We start from the raw sequence: 18,781 nt of genomic DNA, 5'->3' as shown, positions 1-18,781 counted from the left end.
GTGCCTGTCACTCCCTTATTACCAGACGTAAAATAAAAGAATCCCTTAGTAACGCAGCCGTCGGATATCAGACGACTGCCTACTAAGGGATTCTTTCACTTAAATTTCACTCTATTTTATTAAGATTTAAGCATTCATATCAGAAACATATTTCTTTACTTCGACAAATGTTTCATCTGCTTCTTTGACACGTTCGATATCTGCGCCTAACCCAGCTAACTTGCCGTGGAAGTCTACATAACCGCGGTCTAAGTGTTTCAACTCAGTCACGCGTGTCACACCCTCAGATACTAAACCAGTCAGAATCAACGCTGCCGCTGCACGAAGGTCAGTCGCAGACACTTCTGCACCCTGCAAATTAGAAGGACCATTTAAAATAACAGAACGGCCTTCAATCTTGATATCGGCATTCATGCGGCGGAATTCTTCTACGTGCATAAAACGGTTTTCAAATACCGTTTCAGTAATCATAGAAGTACCTTCAGCACGAAGCAATAACGCCATCATTTGTGACTGCATATCAGTTGGGAAACCTGGGTGCGGCATCGTTTTAATATCGACTGCCTTCAAACGATCAGGACCGATGACACGAACGCCATCCGCTTCCTCATGAATCTCAACGCCCATCTCTTCCATTTTCGCAATCAAAGAAGATAAGTGTTCAGGCACAGCACCTCTAACCAATACATCTCCGCCCGTAATTGCCGCAGCTACCATAAACGTACCCGCTTCAATCCGGTCAGGAATAATGGCATGATCGGCGCCGAATAATACATCCACGCCCTCAATACGTAAAGTACCAGTGCCAGCACCCTTTACGCGAGCGCCCATTTTATTCAAGAAATTAGCTAAATCGACAATCTCAGGTTCTTTCGCAACATTCTCAATAATGGTCGTACCCTGTGCAAGAGATGCTGCCATCATGATATTTTCTGTTGCACCTACACTTGGGAAATCTAAATAAATCTTTGCACCTTTTAAGCGGCCGTCAACCTCCGCTTCAATAAAGCCATTCCCTACCTTAACCTTTGCACCCATGGCTTCAAAGCCTTTAAGATGCTGGTCAATCGGACGGGATCCAATCGCACAGCCGCCAGGCAATGCTACACGAGCCCGGCCATTTCGAGCCAATAGCGATCCCATAACAAGGACCGACGCACGCATTTTTCGTACGTATTCAAACGGCGCCTCTTCTTTTAACACTCTAGATGCATCAACAACAACTGTATTATTGTCAAAAGCCACTTCAGCGTTTAAGTTACGTAGCACTTCATTAATTGTGTATACATCGGAGAGTGTAGGTACATCACGTATCACACTTTTTCCATCACTTGCTAATAATGTTGCAGCGAGAACAGGCAAAACGGCATTTTTTGCACCTTCAACTTTAACCGTTCCATATAGCCTTTGTCCGCCGCGGACGATGATCTTTTCCAAGAGTATTCCCCTCCGCGTCCATTTTCTCTATATTAATATTCAATCGTAATGATTGGGGTTCCAACTACTATGGTAGTTTTGCTGCCCAATCCTTCGGAGCGTAAGCCAATTTGTATATTCATGTTATGCAATTTGTGATCTATGGAGCCTGTAAAAATTGGCGATGATGCCGAAACAGACATGAAATTCTCCTCTTTTAACGCTTCGATCTCTCTCGCATTAAAACCTGACATGATCCTGTCAGCTTTCTTTGCCAAAGCCGTATCAATCTTATCACTGAAAACGCCTTTCATACAAGAGAAAACTGTAGGTTTGCCTCGAAATATGTCAGAAAGCCTATTCCGGAACGTTTTGGTAGTGAAAAAGCCCTCTGTCGTCTTGTTCCACTCGTTTCCACGAACACTATATACTATATACGCATCTACAGTTTGTTTTGTGTGGGAAGACATCAATTGAAGCGTTTCTTGGTGGTGTTTTGATGTTGGAGATACTGCTGTCACCTGCCACTTCTGGCTGGTGTTCGTTACAGACCATTTCCAATCCGGAAACTTCTGCTGAAGCTTTTTTGCATATTCCTGCACTTCCTCAACACTTTTCATGCCCGTCACATGTTCACGTGCATAAAAAGACCAATCATCGAGCAAAATATGTTCGGCTTGCAAAACAGAGCCAATTTTAGCTAAATCATCGGCGCCTTTTGGAAGAATCGACGAGTCGCTGCCGTTACCCTTCTCCGCTTTTAAAAGATTAGAGCCAACATGGCCTATCTCTTCAAGTGAGAAAAATCCTTTTCCAGCTTTCTGCCCGCCCATGGCTTCAGTTGTTCGGTTTCCCATCGCAACAAGGATGAAACATACAATCGTAATCATATATAAAAAGTTCATTGAATGTCTTTTCATTTCTCTACTCCCCCTTACTACCATTGTTGCCAGGCAGCCAGAGAGCAATACTTTCGAAATGTCGTCACTTTTTGACAAAGATGAACTTTTTTGGGACATACTTAGCTTTCCACATAAACTCGATTGTACTCAAAATTTCACCAATTGGGAACATGCAAGAAGACCTAAATTTTTTCCAATTTTGTCGAAGGAAGCAAAGGGACGGTTCTCGTGCTTCCAATTTTACTTACTCCCGTATGATTTCCTCGCGTCTATTATTGCAAAATCAAGGGCAGCTGTTTTGACCATTGGAGGTAATCAAGGAAAAAGTTACTAACAGATGAACCGATAAAAATAGCTAATAATATGTATAGTAATCGCGCCTGGAACACATGGTTCGGCTTCAACAGCTTCTCTAAGCGAATTACCTGCAGTGCATACCAAGCGATCGCAATAAAGACGATATGTGACAGGATACTAACAAGCGCTATTTGCCCAAAATCATCCATCGAACGGTCCTCCTTTTTTAGATCCAATGAATATTCTATCATATAGACGAGTGAAAACCAGAAAAGATTCACCGATTGGAAATTTTAGTAATTTTCAGAATATGGAAAGGGTTTACAAACAAACGATTGCCCGCCTAAACCGTAATCCTCATTAGAAGACTATTGTTTAAACAGGCAATTCGAAATTATATTTCATTCCACACCCGGTCTATATTTAATGGAACAAATACTCTGTCCCCCTGAATCTCCTTGTGAATGATCGGATTCTCAAAATACTCCTCCAAACTGCGTTTCTTACTTCTTTTATGTCTTACTATTCGGTGGACACCTAATAATGTATCTAAACTTTGCTTCGAAAATTTCATCTTCCTCACCTCATTATTTTTTATAAAACCGATAGGAAACCTTTGCTTCCTATCGATTTCTTCTATATTATGCTGATTTTGATGCTACGACGATGACCTTGCCATGATCCAATTCTTCTTCATATCGTTCTGCTTCATTACTTGTTAACCCAAGTGACTCTAATTTGGAGCGGAGTTCATCTCCCCGCGTCCGGAATACATTTGCGATAGAATCGAGGACGCCTTGTTCCTGAACACTAATATCATTAATATCCAGTGAATCAGTTAAATCCTCTGAGCGGTTTCGATCATGTGCCAAAAGGTAAATTTCTTCTTTTGTATAGCCTTGCATGATCAACTGTTCAATTTCCTTCTTTGCTTGTACACCATTTTCAACGATTCTAACTGTTTCCATATCGTTTCCTCCTTTTTTCAACTTATGTTACGTATATAACCGTTCTAACTAAATTGAAACCTATTTTTCTAAAAATCTACTAAGTTTAGGAACCCTTTCAATGTGGGTATATAGAAATCACCTATTATTAGTGGAGGTGCATATATGAAGAAATTGATTTGTAGAAATTGCGGGAACGAAGATTTTAAGGTTCTAAATGTAGGTGAAACATTATGCAAGTGTGGACGGAGGTTAACCAAACTAAGTGATTACCAATGGGAAAATTCACAAAAATGGAAGGAAGATCAAAGACGCCGAGCTGAAATCATTTCAAAAATCAGTCTGTTGAAGCGGGAAATTGATCAATGCCTTGACGAACGGGATGAAGAAGGCTTTAAAAAGCGAACGTTTGAATTAAAGCTTTGTCATCATTTCTTAGACAACGCACTGCAGGATTCCCAGCACCGCTACAAGAAGCACATCAAGGAAAATCAAAATAAGTTTAGTTTTTAAGTTTAATTGTCGAAACTCGCGGGTATTTAATTAGCATAACTCAATGAAAAATAGAAAGGAGACATTTTCATGGGATTTATTTGGTCATTAATTATTGGAGGAATCATCGGCTGGTTAGCTGGACTTATTCTTGGACGTGACGTACCAGGAGGAATTATCGGTAATATTATTGCAGGATTTGTAGGGGCATGGCTTGGATCATTGATATTAGGCGGATGGGGGCCAGTGATTGGCGGATTCTATATCCTCCCAGCCCTAATCGGTGCGATTGTCCTCGTGTTTGTCTTAAGCCTTATCCTAAAAGGGATGAGAAAAACTGCATAACCAAAGGAATTAGTGAAGACTGCCTAACCGGCGGTCTTTTTATTTTGAATGAATCATACTCCTAAAAAAAAGGTACTCGCCACAGCGAATACCCCTACAATACCCCAGAAAACAACCTGGCAAATGATTCCTTCCATTTAACCTCCAAGCCTCTTTTATAAAACTCTACTGGACGGATCCGATGGCATTCCTTCAAGTCCTCTTCGTAATGGGCGACAAGATCATTAATCGAGTCCGTTCCCGTTAAAAATAAATTCACCTCAAAATTCAAATGAAAGCTCCGCATATCCACATTAGCTGTACCAATCGAGGCCAAATCGCCATCAACGATAATCACCTTTTTATGTAGAAAGCCCTTTTGGTAGGAATAAATCTCAATGCCAGCCCGCAAAAGTTCCGGGAAATACGATTGCGTCGCATATTGAGTCAGGAAACCATCATTGGTGTCAGGCACCATTAAGCGCACCTGGATGTTGTTTTGTGCGGCGATTCTGAGTGCGGTTTGGATGGCCTGGTTGGGTATGAAGTACGGGGTGGCTATCCAGATCGATTTTGTGGCGCAGCTGATCATCGAATAGTAATGGTCGCTCATATCCCGTGTTTCCGGACCTGTTGCGACGACGTGCACTAATCCATCACCGGCCACCGGTATCGGCCGTAGATAGCGCTCTTGTTCAAAAAGGACTTCACCGCAGGCGTACTTCCAATCTAGCAAAAACACTGCATGAAGAGTTTGAACAGCCTCCCCTTCAAGCACGACATGACTGTCACACCAAAAGCCGAAATCATCGTCTTCACCAAGGTATTCGACACCAACGTTTAGTCCACCGACAAAACCTACTTGTCCATCAATGACAATGATTTTGCGGTGGTTGCGGAAGTTAAACTTCTGATTATACCAGCCTCTATTTAGCGGTAAAAAAGGCTGAACGTTGATGCCAGCCTCCTCCATTTTCTTAACAATCGGTTTTGAGAGGAAGAAACTGCCGACTGCGTCATACAACAGCCTCACCTCGACGCCCTCCTCTACTTTCGCCTTTAAAATATCGATTAGTTCCTGGCCAAGGCGGTCATAGCGGAAAATATAATATTCAAGATGAATAAAGTCCTGTGCTTCTATTAACCGCCGTTTAATCTCCTGAAAGGTATCAGCCCCGTTTCGCAGGATCTTGGTTTTCGTGTTCTGGTTTTGGTCGGTCAAGGTTACCTTCTCCAAATAGCTGGCAAAACTACGCTGGTGGTCATTCAGGTTGGATAAGTCGAGCTTTTTTTGTTTTTTCCCTAGGACTTCTAGCAACTCTCGGTCACTCAGCCGCTTACTTTTAAACAGCTCCCCTTTGACTAGCAATTGCCCAGAGTACACATAAAAGATATAGCCTAGGATCGGCAGAAATAGTAATATGTAAGTCCATAAGAGTGTCGTTTGGGCGGGGCGATTTTCTAGCCACAAAGCTATGACTGTGTAAAAAATGATGACAGCATAAAGTGTCAAGCACAGTACCTTCCACCAAAAAGGAACATCCATAAAAAGGACTAAATAGCCAAAGGCTATCATCATGGCTGCAAAAAGCCATTCAAAGCGTTTGATTTTCATGACCGCGGTCACCCTTTTTTCCTATGGAATACCCTTTTCTGAGGCTTATGAAACAAAAACGCCTGCCCCATGGACGGGGCAGGCATTTATAGCTTTCGGTAAATCTTCTCTTGTGAATTAAATTCCTCGTATTTCAGACTTTTTGGCACAAATAGAATCGACTCTTTACTGCCGAAGCCAACGAATCCTCCCTCAGCCAAGCTGCTATGAATTAAGTGATGAACCTGCTGCTGCAGCTCGTTATCAAAATATATCATCACATTTCGGCATAAAATCACGTGAAATTCATTAAACGAGCCGTCCGTGACCAGGTTATGCTGCGCGAAAAACAAGTTCTCCTCGAGGCTTGGGTTGAAATAAGCATACTGGTGGTCGGTCGTATAGTACTCCGAGAAAGCCTTCTTCCCACCTGCTTTCAGGTAGTTTTTTGTATACTGCTGCATTTTCTTTAGAGGAAATGCCCCCTCTTTAGCGGCATACAATGCTTTTTCATTCATATCAGTGGCATAGATTTTCGTTTTTTTCGCCAATCCCTCTTCCATCATCAGAATTGCCATCGAGTAAACCTCCTCACCTGTGGCACAGCCAGCATGCCAGATGCGGATTTCTGGAAGGTCCTTCAAAATCGGCACGACTTGGCTGCGGAAAACAGCAAAGAAGCTAGGGTCACGGTACATTTCTGTCATCCGGATTGACAAATCATTTAATAAGCGCTCCAAATAACCTTTTTCGTGCAGAACTTTTTCCAAGAGGGCAGTAATCGTTGGTAACCGCTCCGCTTTCATGCGGTTTAGAATCCTTCTTCTTAAGGAAGCCCGTACGTACCCTCTAAAATCGTACCCATACATTTGATAAAGTCCTTCAAGCAGCACGTTGATTTCAACTTCCTGCAATTCGTTGGCGAGTTCTTCTTTTTCTGTCAAAAATTCCATCGTCGTGTCGTTGTTCACTCCTGGTTCACCTGCTCTGTCAGCCATACCCGCATCAACGAGAATAGCTGATCGATATTCAATGGCTTCATAATATAATCAGAAGCACCGGCTTCCATACACTTATCACGTTCACCCTTCATCGCCTTGGCCGTCAACGCAATGATCGGCAGATTGTGCATTCCAAGATCCTCACGAATGATCTTCATTGCCTCATAACCACCCATAACCGGCATCATGATATCCATAAAAACAAGGTCATAATCGGACCGGTTTTGCAGCATATCTAATGCCTGCTTACCGTTTTCTGCAACGTTTACGGTCACACCCTTCCGCTCTAAAGCCGAAACTAGAGCGAATACATTGCGGCCATCATCTTCAACTAGAAGGACTTTTTTCCCTCTAAACAATTGCTTATCAGAGTATTCCTCTTCGGCTTGGCCATCATACGGCTCCTCGCTCATCCATGCCGGCTCCTCGATTACTTCACCAGCAGCGGCGGCTTCCTCCAGCGCCAGTTGGGCATCAAGAGGCAAGGAGTCCTCCCCATCCAATCTGCTCGGAATATAAAGCGTAAACGTGCTTCCTTTCTGAGGTTCGCTCTGAAGTTCGATTGCCCCGCCAAGCAGACGGGTGAATTCACGGCAAATCGATAAGCCAAGACCCGTGCCGCCATATTGCCGGTTTGTCGTTCCGTCCACCTGCTGGAAAGCATCAAAGATAATTTGCTGTTTATCCTGTGGAATACCGATTCCTGTATCGGTCACGGAAATCGCAAGGACAGGGTCCCTCGTTTGTTTATCGAGTACCCGTTGTGCTTTTTCCGGAAGAGCGAGCTCAATTTGAAGCGTAACGCCTCCCTGCTCCGTAAATTTAAACGCATTTGATAAAAGGTTCTTTAATATTTGCTGTAATCGTTGTCCATCCGTCGAGATCACCGGTGGTACATTTGAATCCATTATAATGTCAAACTGTAAATTCTTTTTCGCTGCTATTGGGTTGAACATATTCCGCATTGTCTGTGGAATCTCGGTAACATTGACTTCATCTGTTAAAATTTCAATTTTTCCAGCTTCGATTTTGGATAAATCAAGGATATCATCAATCAGACGCAGCAAATCTGCTCCGGAAGTGTTGACGACCCGCGCGTATTCGGCCACTTCCTCTGCGTCCATATCTCCATTATTCTCCATTAGCATTTGCGACAAAATAAGAATACTGTTTAATGGTGTCCGGAGCTCATGTGACATGTTCGCAAGGAAATCAGTTTTATATTGTGAACTCATCTGCAATTTCAACGAATAATCCTCTAGCTCGTCCTTTGCTTTTTTGAGTTCCATCGCCCGCTGCTCCGCATATTCCTTCTGTTCTTCCAAATATTCATTCGAAAGCCGCAATTGTTCTTGCTGCATTTGTAATTCTTCCGATTGTGCCTGCAGTTCTTCGGATTGTGCTTGTAATTCTTCGGTAAGGACCTGCGATTCCGCTAGGAGCCTTTCCACTTCCATACGTCCTGCTACACTTGAGATCGATGAGCCAAATTTGTCCTGAAGTAAATCCAGCAGGGTCAGATGTTGTGAATCGAACGGCTGAAGCGCTGCAAACTCAACTACTGCCTCTACTCGATTTTCAAATAGGATGGGAGCAATTAATAGATTACTCGGGTTCGAAGTACCTAATCCAGTTGTTATTTTAAAATGATTATCCGGTATTTGATCAATGAGAAAAATTCTTTTATCAAGGGCTGCCTGACCAATGATCCCTTCACCTAGACGAAAGCGCGTCTTGACAATGTCGTCATCCGTGATGGCATAACCGGCTACTTTTACAAAGTCTATCTCGCCGCCTTGTTCACGGCGAAGATAGACGACCCCATATGTTGCTTGAAGCAATGGCGCAAGTTTGCAAATAAACAATCGGGTCAGTTCATTGGTATCGGTAATGCCTTGATATAAAGTGGAAATGTCCGCCAGACTTTTTTGTACCCAGTTGTGCTTTTCGAGACTACTGAGCAAGTCGTTCATCGCCTCAGCCAGTTCCCGCGACTCGTCGCGTGTGTTCACTTTTATCCGTGCCGTCAGATCGACATTGGAATTTGAGTCTGTTATTCCTTTTATCGTTGTTATTACCTGTTTTATGGTTTTAACAATCGAGTTCGATAAGATCACAGCGATGGCAATCGTAAAGGCTGTTACTAAAATAATGAGTACGTATAAAATTAACTTTAGATTGTTCGTATGTTCATTGAGCTGATTGATTCGTTCCGTTGTCAATTTTTTTTCTGCGGCAAGAAAAGAATCAAACTGTGTACGCAGTTGGTCCGTGATTTTTTTTCCTTTGTTTTGAGCGAAATGCTGTCTTAATAATTTGGTTTTATTGTTCTTTTTGGCATTGATCGTATATTCGCCGGAATTTGTAATCCAGTTTAGTATTAACGGTTTCATCTCTTCCAAATTTCGCTGTTGGCTTCCGTTATCTGACAACAGGGCATGTAGTTTATTGTAATTATCCTGCCAGCTTCGGCTCCCTTGTTCATACGGTTCCAGATACTGCTCATCTCCCGTTATGACGTAACCCCTCATGCCGGTTTCCATATCCAGCACATTTTTTTGAATCTGATTGGCCAGGTCGTGTATTTCTATATCGTGTTCGGCAACAAAGTCTATCTCATCCTGCAAATCTGTCATTCTATTAATTACGGTTAATAGTGACAGAACCAAGCAAAGTAAGATCGTTAGGTATCCGATAATAATTTTTGCATGGATGTTGAAGTTAAAGCCCTTAATAGTAACCGCCCCCCTAATCAATATATTCTTATTCTAACCTGTAAAATTTTAGGTTTCACCCGTTTTAAACCATTTTGATACTATAGTAATAGTTTTATTTCCAGTCCATTTATCCTAATTCTATTACCCTCTTTCTAGTGTTTTGAAACCTCCTTTTTTAAAAATTTTTTATGGTTTTAACTCATTTATTAACGGGTAATCAATAGTTATCATGACAAATTTGGAGGTTTGATAAAATGGCGAAAACAAAAGAAAAGGTTCAATTAACAGAGGTACTCAACAAGCAAGTTGCTAACTTCTCCGTTCTTTATATGAAGCTGCATCATTATCACTGGTACGTGAAGGGGGAAAACTTTTTCACCCTGCATGTTAAGTTTCAAGAGTTGTATACGGAAGCAGGGCTGCATCTGGATACGATTGCGGAAAGAATGCTGTCACTTGGCGCGTTACCAACTGCGACTCTTAAGGAGCAGTTAGAGCTTTCTTCGATTAAGGAAGCTAGTGGGGATGAATCTGCTCAGGAAATGGTTCAGACGCTTGCTGATGATTTTGATAATGTCTGCAAGGAGCTTACTGAAGGGATTACGGCAGCCGAGGACAATGATGATCAGCCGACGGCGGATATGTTTATTGCGATTCGGACTTCGTTGGAGAAGCATGGCTGGATGTTGAAGGCTTATTTAGCAGAGTAAGAATAAATAGGGTGCCAGGTGATTGCATGCTGGCACCCTTTGTTTTTATGTGTTGCCCAGGACCAGGTGGCTATTTTTATCATTTAAAAGGCGCTATGAATCTCTCATAGTGCCCGTCCGGCTTATTTTCTCCCGCTCGCGGGCACCATCATCCTCTCATTATGCCCGTCCGGCTTATTTTCTTCCGCTCACGGGCACTATCATCCTCTCATCATGCCCGTCCGGATCATTTTCTCCCACTCACGGGCACTATCATCCTCTCATGATGCCCGTCCGGCTTATTTTCTCCTGCCCACGGGCACTATCATCCTATTCGAATCCTTCTTACCCGCTCACACCCTGTTTGTCGAGACTATCACCAAACACATATCATCCTTCGCATCCTGCAGCATCTCCGAACTCAGCTGCAGCCGTTCAAATAACTCCTTCGGATCATCCATCCCCAGCTCTTGCAAACTGCTGACAAGTTTTGAAATGGCATCCTCATATTCCTCCTCAAGCCCTTCCGACAGACCATCTGTAAACAGCAAAATTCGTGCTCCCTTTTTATAAGGAATCACTCCCTTGGTCACATCAATATCCTCAAAAAAGCCAAGTGGACAGCAGCCATTCGCCATCAACTTCACTTCATCATCTACAATCGCAATCCCAGCCGGATGGCCGGCATTCACGTACTCAATCGTCTGCTCGGCTGTATCCAGCACAAAATAAATCGCCGTAAAATAGTAGTTTTCTAGTCTATCAGGCATATGGAGCTGATTCATCCTGCGATTGAGTTCCATCATCACCGCCTCAGGGTCGCCTAAACCTGTAATCGCATCCTTTAACGTCGAATAGATGTACATACAAACAAGCGAAGACGAAATCCCATGTCCCATCATATCTAGCAAAATTACCCCATAACGCCCCGGGCTAATTTGATACCAGGCATAGAGGTCCCCAGCAAGTTCAAAGGAAGGCTTGTAGACAGCTGAAATCGTCACATCCCCCTGTACAATCGGATCACTCAGCATGCTGAGCTGGACCTGTTTGGCCAGGTCTAACTCATGCTGAATCCGCCTATCCCGTTCCTTACGTAAGTCCTTTTCATACTTTAACCGCAAAACAGACCGAATCCGCGCCAGCAGCTCAACCTTATTAATCGGTTTCATCACATAGTCAAGTGCACCGGCATCCATGGCCTCAGCCATCTTATAAGAATCCCCCATAGCGGTGACAATAATAATCGGCAAGTCTTCGTACCGCTCATTGGCAAGAATCGTCCGGCAGGCTTCTAGACCATCAATCTCAGGCATCATCAGGTCCATTAAGATTAAATCCACTGGGATTTCCACAGAACTAGACGCTTCTAACTTCAGATAATCATATAATTCCCGGGCAGAAGATAACAAAACTAATTGATCATAGCCTGCTTTCTGTAGGATTTTCTCAATAATCATCAAATTAGTTATATTATCATCCACAATAACAATGTTCATAAACATTCCCCTTTTGAAAAAGGTGCCTGACCCAGAATGGGTGTCAGGCACCTTTAATACTATCAAACAATGTTTATCCCTCGATGGGCATTGTTGCAAGTTCCTTGCGCAGCTTTTCAATGGCCTTTTTCTGCAGGCGGGAAACATGCATTTGCGAGATTCCCAATTGCTCTCCAGTTTCTTTTTGACTTTTATTTTCCACAAATGTGCAATGGATAATTTCTTTTTCCCGGTCTGATAAAACATGCAGGGCGCTTTCTAGCAGCAATTTCCGATCTACTTTTTCAAAACCATCATCAGGAGAACCGAGTATATCTAAGGCCGTTACCACATTCCCCTCCGAACCCGTTTCTATCGGCAAGTCGACGGATGCGGCTTGATAGCTTTTCCCCATTTCCATTGCCTCCAAAACTTCCTCTTCAGATAGTTCCATGTATTCGGCAATTTCATGGATCTTAGGAGACCGCTGGTATTGATTGGTGAGCTCGTCCACTACTGTTTTTAGCTTGGGCCAAACTTCTTTGACGCGTCTCGGCACATGGACGCTCCATGTTTTATCACGTAAAAACCGCTTTATTTCTCCGATTACAGTTGGGATTAAAAAAGATTCAAACGCCCTTCCGGCACCTTGATCATACCTTCGAATCGCGGCCAATAAGCCAATCATTCCGACTTGCATGATATCTTCATGAAAATCTCGTCCCTTTGAATATTTCCTCGCAAGGCTCCCGACTAAGGCCGTATAATGTTCTACTAAAATCGTTTGGGCTAGGGGGTTTTCATTTTGTTGAAATTCCAGTATCAGGGCGTCGATTTCTTCCTTAGTTCGCCTCATGGGTTGTGGCTGCTGTCCCATTATTCTCACGCTCCCCACTTAGATACTTCGCCATGAAGACCGTTACACCTGAATGATTCAAAACACGGACTTCGTCCATGAGTGTTTCAATCAGAAACAGACCTAACCCTCCCTCTGAAAGTTGTTCCACCGTACTTGACTCCGTGTAAGGGCCCAGCTCGTTTCTGGTCTTGATAAAATTAAAGCTCACCCCGCTGTCGGCCACCATGATTTCTAGCTTGTCCTCATAGATGCCGAAGCCTAAGGTCACTTCTCCGCCTTCCTCGTCTCCGTACGCATGTTGGACCGCGTTGGTACAGGCTTCACTTACAGCAATTTTAATGTCCTCAATTTCCTCGTATGTATAACCCATGCGGCTAGTAATTCCGGATAATGTCAATCGAATCACACCAACATAGTCTGGTTTTGCAGGAATTTTCATTTCAATATAATCCATCACTTGTTTCATCGTCCCCCACCCTCTTATTTTGCAGAAATATTCATTATATTCCCCAGGCCTGTAATCTCAAAGAGCCTTTTCAGTCGATCGGATAACTCAATCAGCCTTAATTCCCCGCCATTTTCCTTCAATTTTTTAAATATGCCGACAAACACACCAAGACCGGTACTGTCTAAATAAGATACGTCCTTGAGATTGATAATCATGGTTGTATTTTCCCCTTCGGCGAGCGGTAATAATTCCTCTTTAAGGTTTGGTGCTGTAAAAGCATCAATTTCGCCTGCCAGCATCACGGATACTTCCTCGTTATTCTGATGTACATCTATATTTAGATTCACTCCATCATCACCTCTGAGATATTTATAGTGTATATAACCAAGTTTTAAAAACTCTAAACCTATTTTTTAAAAAATTTTTTGGTGATTGGGAGCAGGGGGACGGTTCTCATGCTTCGGAAGCGTGAGAACCGTCCCCCTGCTCCCCTTTTTATTATAGCAAATGTTTCAAACTCTATTAAATGGGTATATAAAAGCTACTAAAATATAAAGGAGAGAGTGAAATGGATGAAATGAAGAAACTAAAGACAAAATTGAAGGTTGCGGCCAATAAAAATGGCTCGATGACACAGGACTTTGATGATGTAAAAAGGCTTGGCAAGGAAATGAAGAAAGCCAAAACAGGCTCCGAGCTTGAGAAAGAAGATAACAAAACTCCCGATCCACTTCAATAAATAGCGGCCATTCAGTACGGCCGCTATTTTTTTCGCCTTATCATCATGTCAAAAGGGGCCTGCACCCATGTTTTAGTGCAAGCCCCCTATTTATGTTAAATATCGATTCCATTGATTAAATTTGTTTATCAAGCGGGTCTTCCTGACCATATCGCTGATAAAATTCATCCACCTGCTTTTCAGGATGGGAATCTCCATTCTTTTTTCGTAGTTCTTCATTGCCTTCTTGTTGAAGGTCTCGGCCGTCACTCTTGGCAATGTTATAACCGGAGAGCTGCTGACTCGGTTCCCCGCGGTCCCGCTGTCCACTTTGGGACCCTTGCCCATTACCCTCTTGTCCGTTCTGATAGCGGTCATCATTTTGCCAAGTTTTAGTCTCGCCCGATTGTCCATTTTGCGTAAACTGTTCCTGCCGTTGTTGTTTTCCTTGTTGAGAACTCTGCCCATCCATTAACGGAAGCTCATCGTCTCTATGCCCATACTTTTGCTTTATATCACACTCGTTGTTCCTTGTTGTCTGCTCGTTTTTATAAAGAGCGTCCTCGGTTTTCATACCTGCTTCTTCCATATTCTGAGGTTCTGCATAATTCTTCGCCATGTTTATTTCCTCCTTTTTATATCCCAAGACTGCTGTTTTTCATCCCTTGTCATTCAACAGGTTTTACCGAACAAGCAACCACATATTTCAACCACCCTCTTTCTTTCCTAAGCTAGACTCTTCATTCTGGTTAGCTTTTTGCTAGCCATGTTAATGTTGTACCACTTAACCTTTATGCTCAAACCCCTTATTTAAAGGCTGTATTAAATTTGAGTGTTGATTTCCGCTCCAGGCGCAAGCGGTTCGCGGGCGGTCCGGGGAGCCTCCTCGGCGCTATGCGCCTGTGGGGTGTACTCCCGCAGGAGTCTGCGCGCCTTCCGCTCCAATCAACATGCTAAAAATCCATAATAACCTATAACACAGCCTATTTAAAAAACGATCCTTTTTTTTTCCCCTTCAACAGGTCGCCTGTCCAGCCTTTATTTTTTATAAAATAATATAAGAGGGCCGTTGAAATGATGATTAAAGCAATCGAGAAAATATAGCCATACCGCCATTCGAGCTCCGGCATATGCTTAAAGTTCATGCCCCATAATGCCCCGAAAGCCATTATCGGGGTAAAAATCGTTGTCAACACTGTTAAGGTTTTCATGATTTCATTTCCGCGATGGGAGGAGATGACCTCTTCTAAATTGATGAGTGAGTCGATTTCATGTTCATACTCATTAAGCAGCACCATCGCCCGCTCAATCCGTTTGCATGTGCACGAGAAAAAATCTCCGTCCTTAATATCGGGGAAATTGACTTCGTCTATGGCCATTTTTACCTCGTTGATCGGAATTAACAGGTTTTTGCAAATCAACAATTGATGCCGGCGTTTATAGACAAGTTCAAGGATCCCAATTTCATTTCTTTTTCGAACACTCCATATCAGTGTCTTGAGTGTCTCCTCAAACTGATCAATCTCCACAAGCATTTCATTCATCAGTTCTCCGAGAAAAAGTAAAAAGCCTTCAACGGCATTATTTGTCCGCGCTAATTGACGATTCAACATGTCCGGATGAATGGAGATGATTTCCAAATCAACCGTGATCAATTGATCACATGTTAAAAAGAAATGAAAAATTTTATAATCCTTTTCATCTGTGTAGCTCTGTTTATAAATGAGGGAACCGTTGATAACCTTTTCGCCATTCTCTAAGCTGGTTACCCGCAAACTATTGGTTTTATCTTGTCCTACCTGATTCAGCCAAGCGGTCATAACAGGGTCCTCTTCGTTGTTGGATGACTGGATGAGCTTCATCTTGTCGCTGCTCCACTCTACCCACTTCCACTGGTTGCTGCCAATATATTTTTCCAAAAGAATCCCTCCTCTTTAGCCTTATCCCCGCTTATCTGCGAATTTAAACGTTTCATTTTAAATGAAAGGGGTATTAAATAAACTAGGGTAGGTTGTTCAAATCTTAAGGAGGTAATTTAAATGAAACGTGTCTTAAGTATGAGCTCACTATTAGCTGTTGGGGTTGGCGCTTCCGCAGTGTGGCTGAGTAATAAGCCCAATCGGATTAAGGCAGGAACGTTATTAAAAGATTGGAAACGCAAGATTCTGCCAACGGTCTATCAAAAAAGCGAACAGCTTCCGATTCAAAAAGGCGGTCATCCGCATCCACATGATATAGAAGATAACAAGATGGTCGATGAAGGTGCGATGTACTCGGTTCAGTTTTATAATGAGAAAATGCAATAACAGCAGTAGGTTGGGGCTTTTAATGCCCCAACTATTTTTATGAGATAAGAAAGTATAAAAGTTTTTGACTTCGAGAATTGTCCAGCTCCAGGCGCCATCGGCTCGAGGTCACAAGCCAATCCGTCCAAAAGGTTAAAGAACAACCTTTCGGCCGGCTCGTCTTGTGCTTGTCGCCGAAGTCTAAGCGCCTTGCGCTTTTCTTATGAGGTGATAGCATTGAATCTACTTTTTTTGTTCATCTACATTGTGATTATTATTGCTGTGATTGAAATATTTGTGATTTTGTTCCGGTTAACCGGGCTGAAGGTAGAGGTTTCGCGGTTTCAGGTGATTTCGATGATGACAGGGACCGGGTTCACAACTTGGGAATCTGAGCTGATTTTGGGTCATCCGATTCGCCGTAAGCTGGCTACCTTTCTTATTTTGTTCGGCGCCTTTTCCCTTGCCGTGATTATTTCATCGATAAGCCAATTTCTATCAGAGGGTCTGCGCGCAAAGGAAATCTTTATCGGTGCGGGAGCTGTAATCGCAGTTTTTGTGGTGTTAAAAACGGAAAGAGTCCGGCGGCGGCTTGCTAAGTTTTTTAATCGCGAAATGAAGCAGAACATTGAACTGGCGGATTTACCGGTGCGGGATGTTTTTTTGAAAAATAATGAAGATGTCCTGCTCAATCTTCATATTTATGAGGACTCTACTCTGGTCAATCACACCATTAATGAAGCTGTCAAAGAGCATGAAGAGTTGGAGCTGGTCGTCTTGTTTATTCAGCGCGGTGATATCAAAATCCGTAAACATTTGTATGATACGAAGCTGCACGAGGGTGATCAGCTTTTGGTATATGGTGTAAAAGAGGTTGTCTTAAAGGTCCTTCACGAGGATATATCCATTATGAAAGAAAAACAAAAGAACCGCGAACTTCCAACAGATAATATACTATGATTAGAAAAAAATGAATCAATATACAATTTCATTTACCTATACCTCCATAAAGCCAAAGGCTTAATCTATAACAGATTAAGCCTTGGACTAGTAATTGGTTTAATTATAGACTGTTAGCCTCTAGGCTATTCACTTACAATCTTTAGTTCAGAACCCACTTCTATAGATGGAACCTCTTTATCTTCTAAATATAGAGTCCCCGGTAATTCCGGTGTTGCTGAGCCATCGAACCTTAATGTAATATGTCCTAATGTGGTAAGGTTTCGTTGAACCACATCTCCTACGGAGGTAATTTTAAACTTTTCATTGTTGATATAAAGGGTTTGCCCAGGTTGGATATCCTCTTCCACATTCACAACTTCGATATTATAGCAAAAATCTTTTAAATCCTGCGGAGCTGCATCGCCAAATAAGATTAGCATTTTTTCCTCTAAAAACGAATTCGCCATTGCACCGATACTTCTTACTTGATTCTCATAAATTGTTTTCATATTCTCATGGCATTGACAACTAGCGTTGCCGGGCCGCATACCTCCCATACTTTTTTCTAAGTTAGTATAAATAAAAAGCTATTTTCTTCCGTAACTAATCCATAGGAATAATCTACATAATTTCCATGTCTTATTCGTACAATCCAAAGCTGGCCAGCCAAGCAACAAGCACCCTTGGCACCCCAATTAAGAAACGCGAGTAGAGAACAGAAGGTACCCCCACTTCGACTGTTTCAGACTCAGCTTCAGCAAGCCCTAAACCGACAGGAATGAAATCACATGCACTTTGGGTATTGATTGCAAATAATGCTGGCAGCGCTAGGTTTGGTGAGATATTACCCTTCCCAATTTCAACTCCAATCAGTGTACCAATAACTTGGCCGATAACAGCACCTGGGCCAAGTAATGGGGATAGAAATGGTAAAGAACAGATAAAGCCTATTAAAACTAGTCCCCAGATATTACCTGCGAGCGGTGACATCAACTTCGCAAATAAATTACCAATTCCAGACCCTTGGATGATTCCAATTAGTAAGGATACAAAGGCCATAAACGGAATAATCGTATTGATCATGGTTTGGACTGCATCACGACCTGCTTGATAGAAAGTGTTAATTACCTTACCTGCACCAAGTCCAAATTTAGTTACGATGCTTTTATTCTTTTTAGCTGCCAACGTTTGGGAGATTTTTTTATCAGTACTATATTTATATTCTTTTTCCGGCTCAGGTAATTTTTCTGCGGCAGCAGCTACTTGTACTTCAGCCCCATCAACTAGTTGGATCTGATCAACATCAACTGCAGAAACATAAATATCTTCCGTAATAAATTTAGCTAATGGACCACTTTTACCCGTTGGCATAATATTAACAGTTGGAATACCTTTTTGCGGATAGATTCCACAGCGTAAGGTACCCCCGCAATCAATAATCGCCAGTGCAATCTGATCATCCGGAACCGATGTTTGGAAGCCATTTACCGCCTCAGTGCCAGTTAGTTCCACAATCTTATCTACAATAGCTGGCTTAGCGCCTCCGCCTGTTATATATACGATTTTATTTTTAGCTGCAGTTGGAGTAATCATCAACGGCCCCCCAAAACCACCGCTTCCTTTTACAATTTTAATTGAACGATACTCAGTCATCTTGAACCCTCCCTACATC

General features: G+C 42.5%; 22 protein-coding genes. 6 read left to right on the top strand and 16 right to left on the bottom strand.

Features of this window, described 5'->3' with window-relative positions; translation table 11 throughout:
• Positions 1-126: 126 nt before the first annotated feature.
• The 5 genes from murA to AAHB15_RS18570 form a co-directional block, all read right to left on the bottom strand.
• Positions 127-1,437 carry a UDP-N-acetylglucosamine 1-carboxyvinyltransferase gene (gene murA / locus AAHB15_RS18590; protein WP_342043053.1) on the bottom strand — a complete coding sequence of 437 codons (1,311 nt, stop codon included), beginning with the start codon at positions 1,435-1,437 and terminating at the stop codon, positions 127-129.
• A gap of 32 nt (positions 1,438-1,469) precedes the next feature.
• Positions 1,470-2,336 (bottom strand): YwmB family TATA-box binding protein, encoded by an 867-nt coding sequence (locus AAHB15_RS18585; RefSeq protein ID WP_342043052.1) that lies wholly within the window; start codon positions 2,334-2,336, stop codon positions 1,470-1,472.
• 254 nt (positions 2,337-2,590) lie between these two features.
• Positions 2,591-2,824, bottom strand: coding sequence for a DUF1146 family protein (locus AAHB15_RS18580; protein WP_335572607.1), 234 nt, complete (start codon positions 2,822-2,824; stop codon positions 2,591-2,593).
• Positions 2,825-3,009: 185 nt separating this feature from the next.
• Positions 3,010-3,189, bottom strand: a complete 180-nt coding sequence (locus AAHB15_RS18575) for a hypothetical protein (RefSeq protein WP_144565989.1) — start codon at positions 3,187-3,189, stop codon at positions 3,010-3,012.
• A 67-nt stretch (positions 3,190-3,256) separates the two neighbouring features.
• Positions 3,257-3,583, bottom strand: a complete 327-nt coding sequence (locus AAHB15_RS18570; RefSeq protein WP_335572606.1) for a general stress protein — start codon at positions 3,581-3,583, stop codon at positions 3,257-3,259.
• Between the two features lie 144 nt (positions 3,584-3,727).
• On the opposite strand from AAHB15_RS18570, the gene AAHB15_RS18565 reads away from it, so the two are divergent.
• Positions 3,728-4,075 (top strand): IDEAL domain-containing protein, encoded by a 348-nt coding sequence (locus tag AAHB15_RS18565; RefSeq protein WP_342043051.1) that lies wholly within the window; start codon positions 3,728-3,730, stop codon positions 4,073-4,075.
• Between the two features lie 69 nt (positions 4,076-4,144).
• Entirely contained in the window at positions 4,145-4,399 is a 255-nt protein-coding gene (locus AAHB15_RS18560) for a GlsB/YeaQ/YmgE family stress response membrane protein (RefSeq protein ID WP_144565992.1), read from the top strand.
• Positions 4,400-4,493: 94 nt separating this feature from the next.
• On the opposite strand, the gene cls is transcribed toward AAHB15_RS18560, so the two are convergent.
• From cls to AAHB15_RS18545, 3 genes are all read right to left on the bottom strand, one after another.
• Complete coding sequence (gene cls / locus AAHB15_RS18555) at positions 4,494-5,993, bottom strand: cardiolipin synthase (RefSeq protein WP_342043050.1); 1,500 nt, start codon at positions 5,991-5,993, stop codon at positions 4,494-4,496.
• 86 nt (positions 5,994-6,079) lie between these two features.
• Positions 6,080-6,925 carry a CheR family methyltransferase gene (locus tag AAHB15_RS18550; protein ID WP_342043069.1) on the bottom strand — a complete coding sequence of 282 codons (846 nt, stop codon included), beginning with the start codon at positions 6,923-6,925 and terminating at the stop codon, positions 6,080-6,082.
• 14 nt (positions 6,926-6,939) lie between these two features.
• Positions 6,940-9,729: a CHASE3 domain-containing protein gene (locus AAHB15_RS18545; RefSeq protein ID WP_342043049.1), complete on the bottom strand. Its 2,790-nt coding sequence runs from the start codon at positions 9,727-9,729 to the stop codon at positions 6,940-6,942.
• Between the two features lie 215 nt (positions 9,730-9,944).
• On the opposite strand from AAHB15_RS18545, the gene AAHB15_RS18540 reads away from it, so the two are divergent.
• On the top strand, positions 9,945-10,400 hold the full coding sequence (locus AAHB15_RS18540; protein WP_144565993.1) for a Dps family protein: 456 nt from the start codon (positions 9,945-9,947) through the stop codon (positions 10,398-10,400).
• 332 nt (positions 10,401-10,732) lie between these two features.
• Here AAHB15_RS18540 and AAHB15_RS18535 read toward each other — a convergent pair whose 3' ends face one another.
• The 4 genes from AAHB15_RS18535 to AAHB15_RS18520 all read right to left on the bottom strand — a co-directional run bounded on the left by AAHB15_RS18535 (position 10,733) and on the right by AAHB15_RS18520 (position 13,511).
• Positions 10,733-11,878: a PP2C family protein-serine/threonine phosphatase gene (locus AAHB15_RS18535; protein WP_335572602.1), complete on the bottom strand. Its 1,146-nt coding sequence runs from the start codon at positions 11,876-11,878 to the stop codon at positions 10,733-10,735.
• Positions 11,879-11,951: 73 nt separating this feature from the next.
• Positions 11,952-12,734, bottom strand: coding sequence for an RNA polymerase sigma factor SigB (gene sigB, locus AAHB15_RS18530; RefSeq protein WP_144565995.1), 783 nt, complete (start codon positions 12,732-12,734; stop codon positions 11,952-11,954).
• Positions 12,700-13,182 (bottom strand): anti-sigma B factor RsbW, encoded by a 483-nt coding sequence (rsbW, locus tag AAHB15_RS18525; protein WP_144565996.1) that lies wholly within the window; start codon positions 13,180-13,182, stop codon positions 12,700-12,702. The genes sigB and rsbW overlap by 35 nt, the downstream gene beginning before the upstream one ends.
• A 14-nt stretch (positions 13,183-13,196) precedes the next feature.
• Entirely contained in the window at positions 13,197-13,511 is a 315-nt protein-coding gene (locus AAHB15_RS18520; protein ID WP_342043048.1) for an anti-sigma factor antagonist, read from the bottom strand.
• 221 nt (positions 13,512-13,732) lie between these two features.
• Between AAHB15_RS18520 and AAHB15_RS18515 the strand changes: the two genes are divergently transcribed.
• On the top strand, positions 13,733-13,903 hold the full coding sequence (locus AAHB15_RS18515) for a hypothetical protein (RefSeq protein ID WP_186446494.1): 171 nt from the start codon (positions 13,733-13,735) through the stop codon (positions 13,901-13,903).
• 115 nt (positions 13,904-14,018) lie between these two features.
• On the opposite strand, the gene AAHB15_RS18510 is transcribed toward AAHB15_RS18515, so the two are convergent.
• Both AAHB15_RS18510 and AAHB15_RS18505 read right to left on the bottom strand, forming a co-directional pair.
• On the bottom strand, positions 14,019-14,501 hold the full coding sequence (locus AAHB15_RS18510; protein ID WP_335573560.1) for a hypothetical protein: 483 nt from the start codon (positions 14,499-14,501) through the stop codon (positions 14,019-14,021).
• Positions 14,502-14,865: 364 nt separating this feature from the next.
• On the bottom strand, positions 14,866-15,801 hold the full coding sequence (locus AAHB15_RS18505) for a magnesium transporter CorA family protein (protein WP_335573561.1): 936 nt from the start codon (positions 15,799-15,801) through the stop codon (positions 14,866-14,868).
• Positions 15,802-15,921: 120 nt separating this feature from the next.
• On the opposite strand from AAHB15_RS18505, the gene AAHB15_RS18500 reads away from it, so the two are divergent.
• Positions 15,922-16,188 (top strand): hypothetical protein, encoded by a 267-nt coding sequence (locus AAHB15_RS18500; RefSeq protein WP_255286531.1) that lies wholly within the window; start codon positions 15,922-15,924, stop codon positions 16,186-16,188.
• Positions 16,189-16,404: 216 nt separating this feature from the next.
• Positions 16,405-17,127: a TrkA C-terminal domain-containing protein gene (locus tag AAHB15_RS18495; RefSeq protein WP_342043047.1), complete on the top strand. Its 723-nt coding sequence runs from the start codon at positions 16,405-16,407 to the stop codon at positions 17,125-17,127.
• A 125-nt stretch (positions 17,128-17,252) separates the two neighbouring features.
• Here the strand turns inward: AAHB15_RS18495 and AAHB15_RS18490 are convergent, their stop codons facing one another.
• On the bottom strand, positions 17,253-17,618 hold the full coding sequence (locus tag AAHB15_RS18490) for a PTS glucitol/sorbitol transporter subunit IIA (RefSeq protein ID WP_144566195.1): 366 nt from the start codon (positions 17,616-17,618) through the stop codon (positions 17,253-17,255).
• A 130-nt stretch (positions 17,619-17,748) separates the two neighbouring features.
• The gene (gene srlE, locus AAHB15_RS18485) at positions 17,749-18,762 is read right to left on the bottom strand and encodes a PTS glucitol/sorbitol transporter subunit IIB (RefSeq protein WP_335573563.1); all 1,014 of its coding nucleotides are present in this window, start codon (positions 18,760-18,762) and stop codon (positions 17,749-17,751) included.
• Positions 18,763-18,781: the final 19 nt, after the last annotated feature.

The sequence above is a fragment of the Bacillus sp. OTU2372 genome, from assembly GCF_038440275.1.
Taxonomy (GTDB): Bacteria; Bacillota; Bacilli; order Bacillales; family Cytobacillaceae; genus Neobacillus; species Neobacillus bataviensis_B.
The sequence above is the reverse complement of the archived record's forward strand: the minus strand, read 5'-3'. Positions and strand labels throughout refer to the sequence as shown.

What these genes read in the sequence shown, in the direction of transcription:
- AAHB15_RS18535 (WP_335572602.1), bottom strand. Translation starts at nt 11,878, where the DNA reads ATGAACATTGTTATTGTGGATGATAATATAACTAATTTGATGATTATT.
- rsbW (WP_144565996.1), bottom strand. Translation starts at nt 13,182, where the DNA reads ATGAAACAAGTGATGGATTATATTGAAATGAAAATTCCTGCAAAACCA.
- AAHB15_RS18560 (WP_144565992.1), top strand. Translation starts at nt 4,145, where the DNA reads ATGGGATTTATTTGGTCATTAATTATTGGAGGAATCATCGGCTGGTTA.
- AAHB15_RS18580 (WP_335572607.1), bottom strand. Translation starts at nt 2,824, where the DNA reads ATGGATGATTTTGGGCAAATAGCGCTTGTTAGTATCCTGTCACATATC.
- AAHB15_RS18585 (WP_342043052.1), bottom strand. Translation starts at nt 2,336, where the DNA reads ATGAAAAGACATTCAATGAACTTTTTATATATGATTACGATTGTATGT.
- AAHB15_RS18500 (WP_255286531.1), top strand. Translation starts at nt 15,922, where the DNA reads ATGAAACGTGTCTTAAGTATGAGCTCACTATTAGCTGTTGGGGTTGGC.
- srlE (WP_335573563.1), bottom strand. Translation starts at nt 18,762, where the DNA reads ATGACTGAGTATCGTTCAATTAAAATTGTAAAAGGAAGCGGTGGTTTT.
- AAHB15_RS18540 (WP_144565993.1), top strand. Translation starts at nt 9,945, where the DNA reads ATGGCGAAAACAAAAGAAAAGGTTCAATTAACAGAGGTACTCAACAAG.
- AAHB15_RS18510 (WP_335573560.1), bottom strand. Translation starts at nt 14,501, where the DNA reads ATGGCGAAGAATTATGCAGAACCTCAGAATATGGAAGAAGCAGGTATG.
- AAHB15_RS18575 (WP_144565989.1), bottom strand. Translation starts at nt 3,189, where the DNA reads ATGAAATTTTCGAAGCAAAGTTTAGATACATTATTAGGTGTCCACCGA.
- AAHB15_RS18570 (WP_335572606.1), bottom strand. Translation starts at nt 3,583, where the DNA reads ATGGAAACAGTTAGAATCGTTGAAAATGGTGTACAAGCAAAGAAGGAA.
- cls (WP_342043050.1), bottom strand. Translation starts at nt 5,993, where the DNA reads ATGAAAATCAAACGCTTTGAATGGCTTTTTGCAGCCATGATGATAGCC.
- AAHB15_RS18550 (WP_342043069.1), bottom strand. Translation starts at nt 6,925, where the DNA reads ATGGAATTTTTGACAGAAAAAGAAGAACTCGCCAACGAATTGCAGGAA.
- AAHB15_RS18490 (WP_144566195.1), bottom strand. Translation starts at nt 17,618, where the DNA reads ATGAAAACAATTTATGAGAATCAAGTAAGAAGTATCGGTGCAATGGCG.
- sigB (WP_144565995.1), bottom strand. Translation starts at nt 12,734, where the DNA reads ATGGGACAGCAGCCACAACCCATGAGGCGAACTAAGGAAGAAATCGAC.
- AAHB15_RS18565 (WP_342043051.1), top strand. Translation starts at nt 3,728, where the DNA reads ATGAAGAAATTGATTTGTAGAAATTGCGGGAACGAAGATTTTAAGGTT.
- AAHB15_RS18515 (WP_186446494.1), top strand. Translation starts at nt 13,733, where the DNA reads ATGGATGAAATGAAGAAACTAAAGACAAAATTGAAGGTTGCGGCCAAT.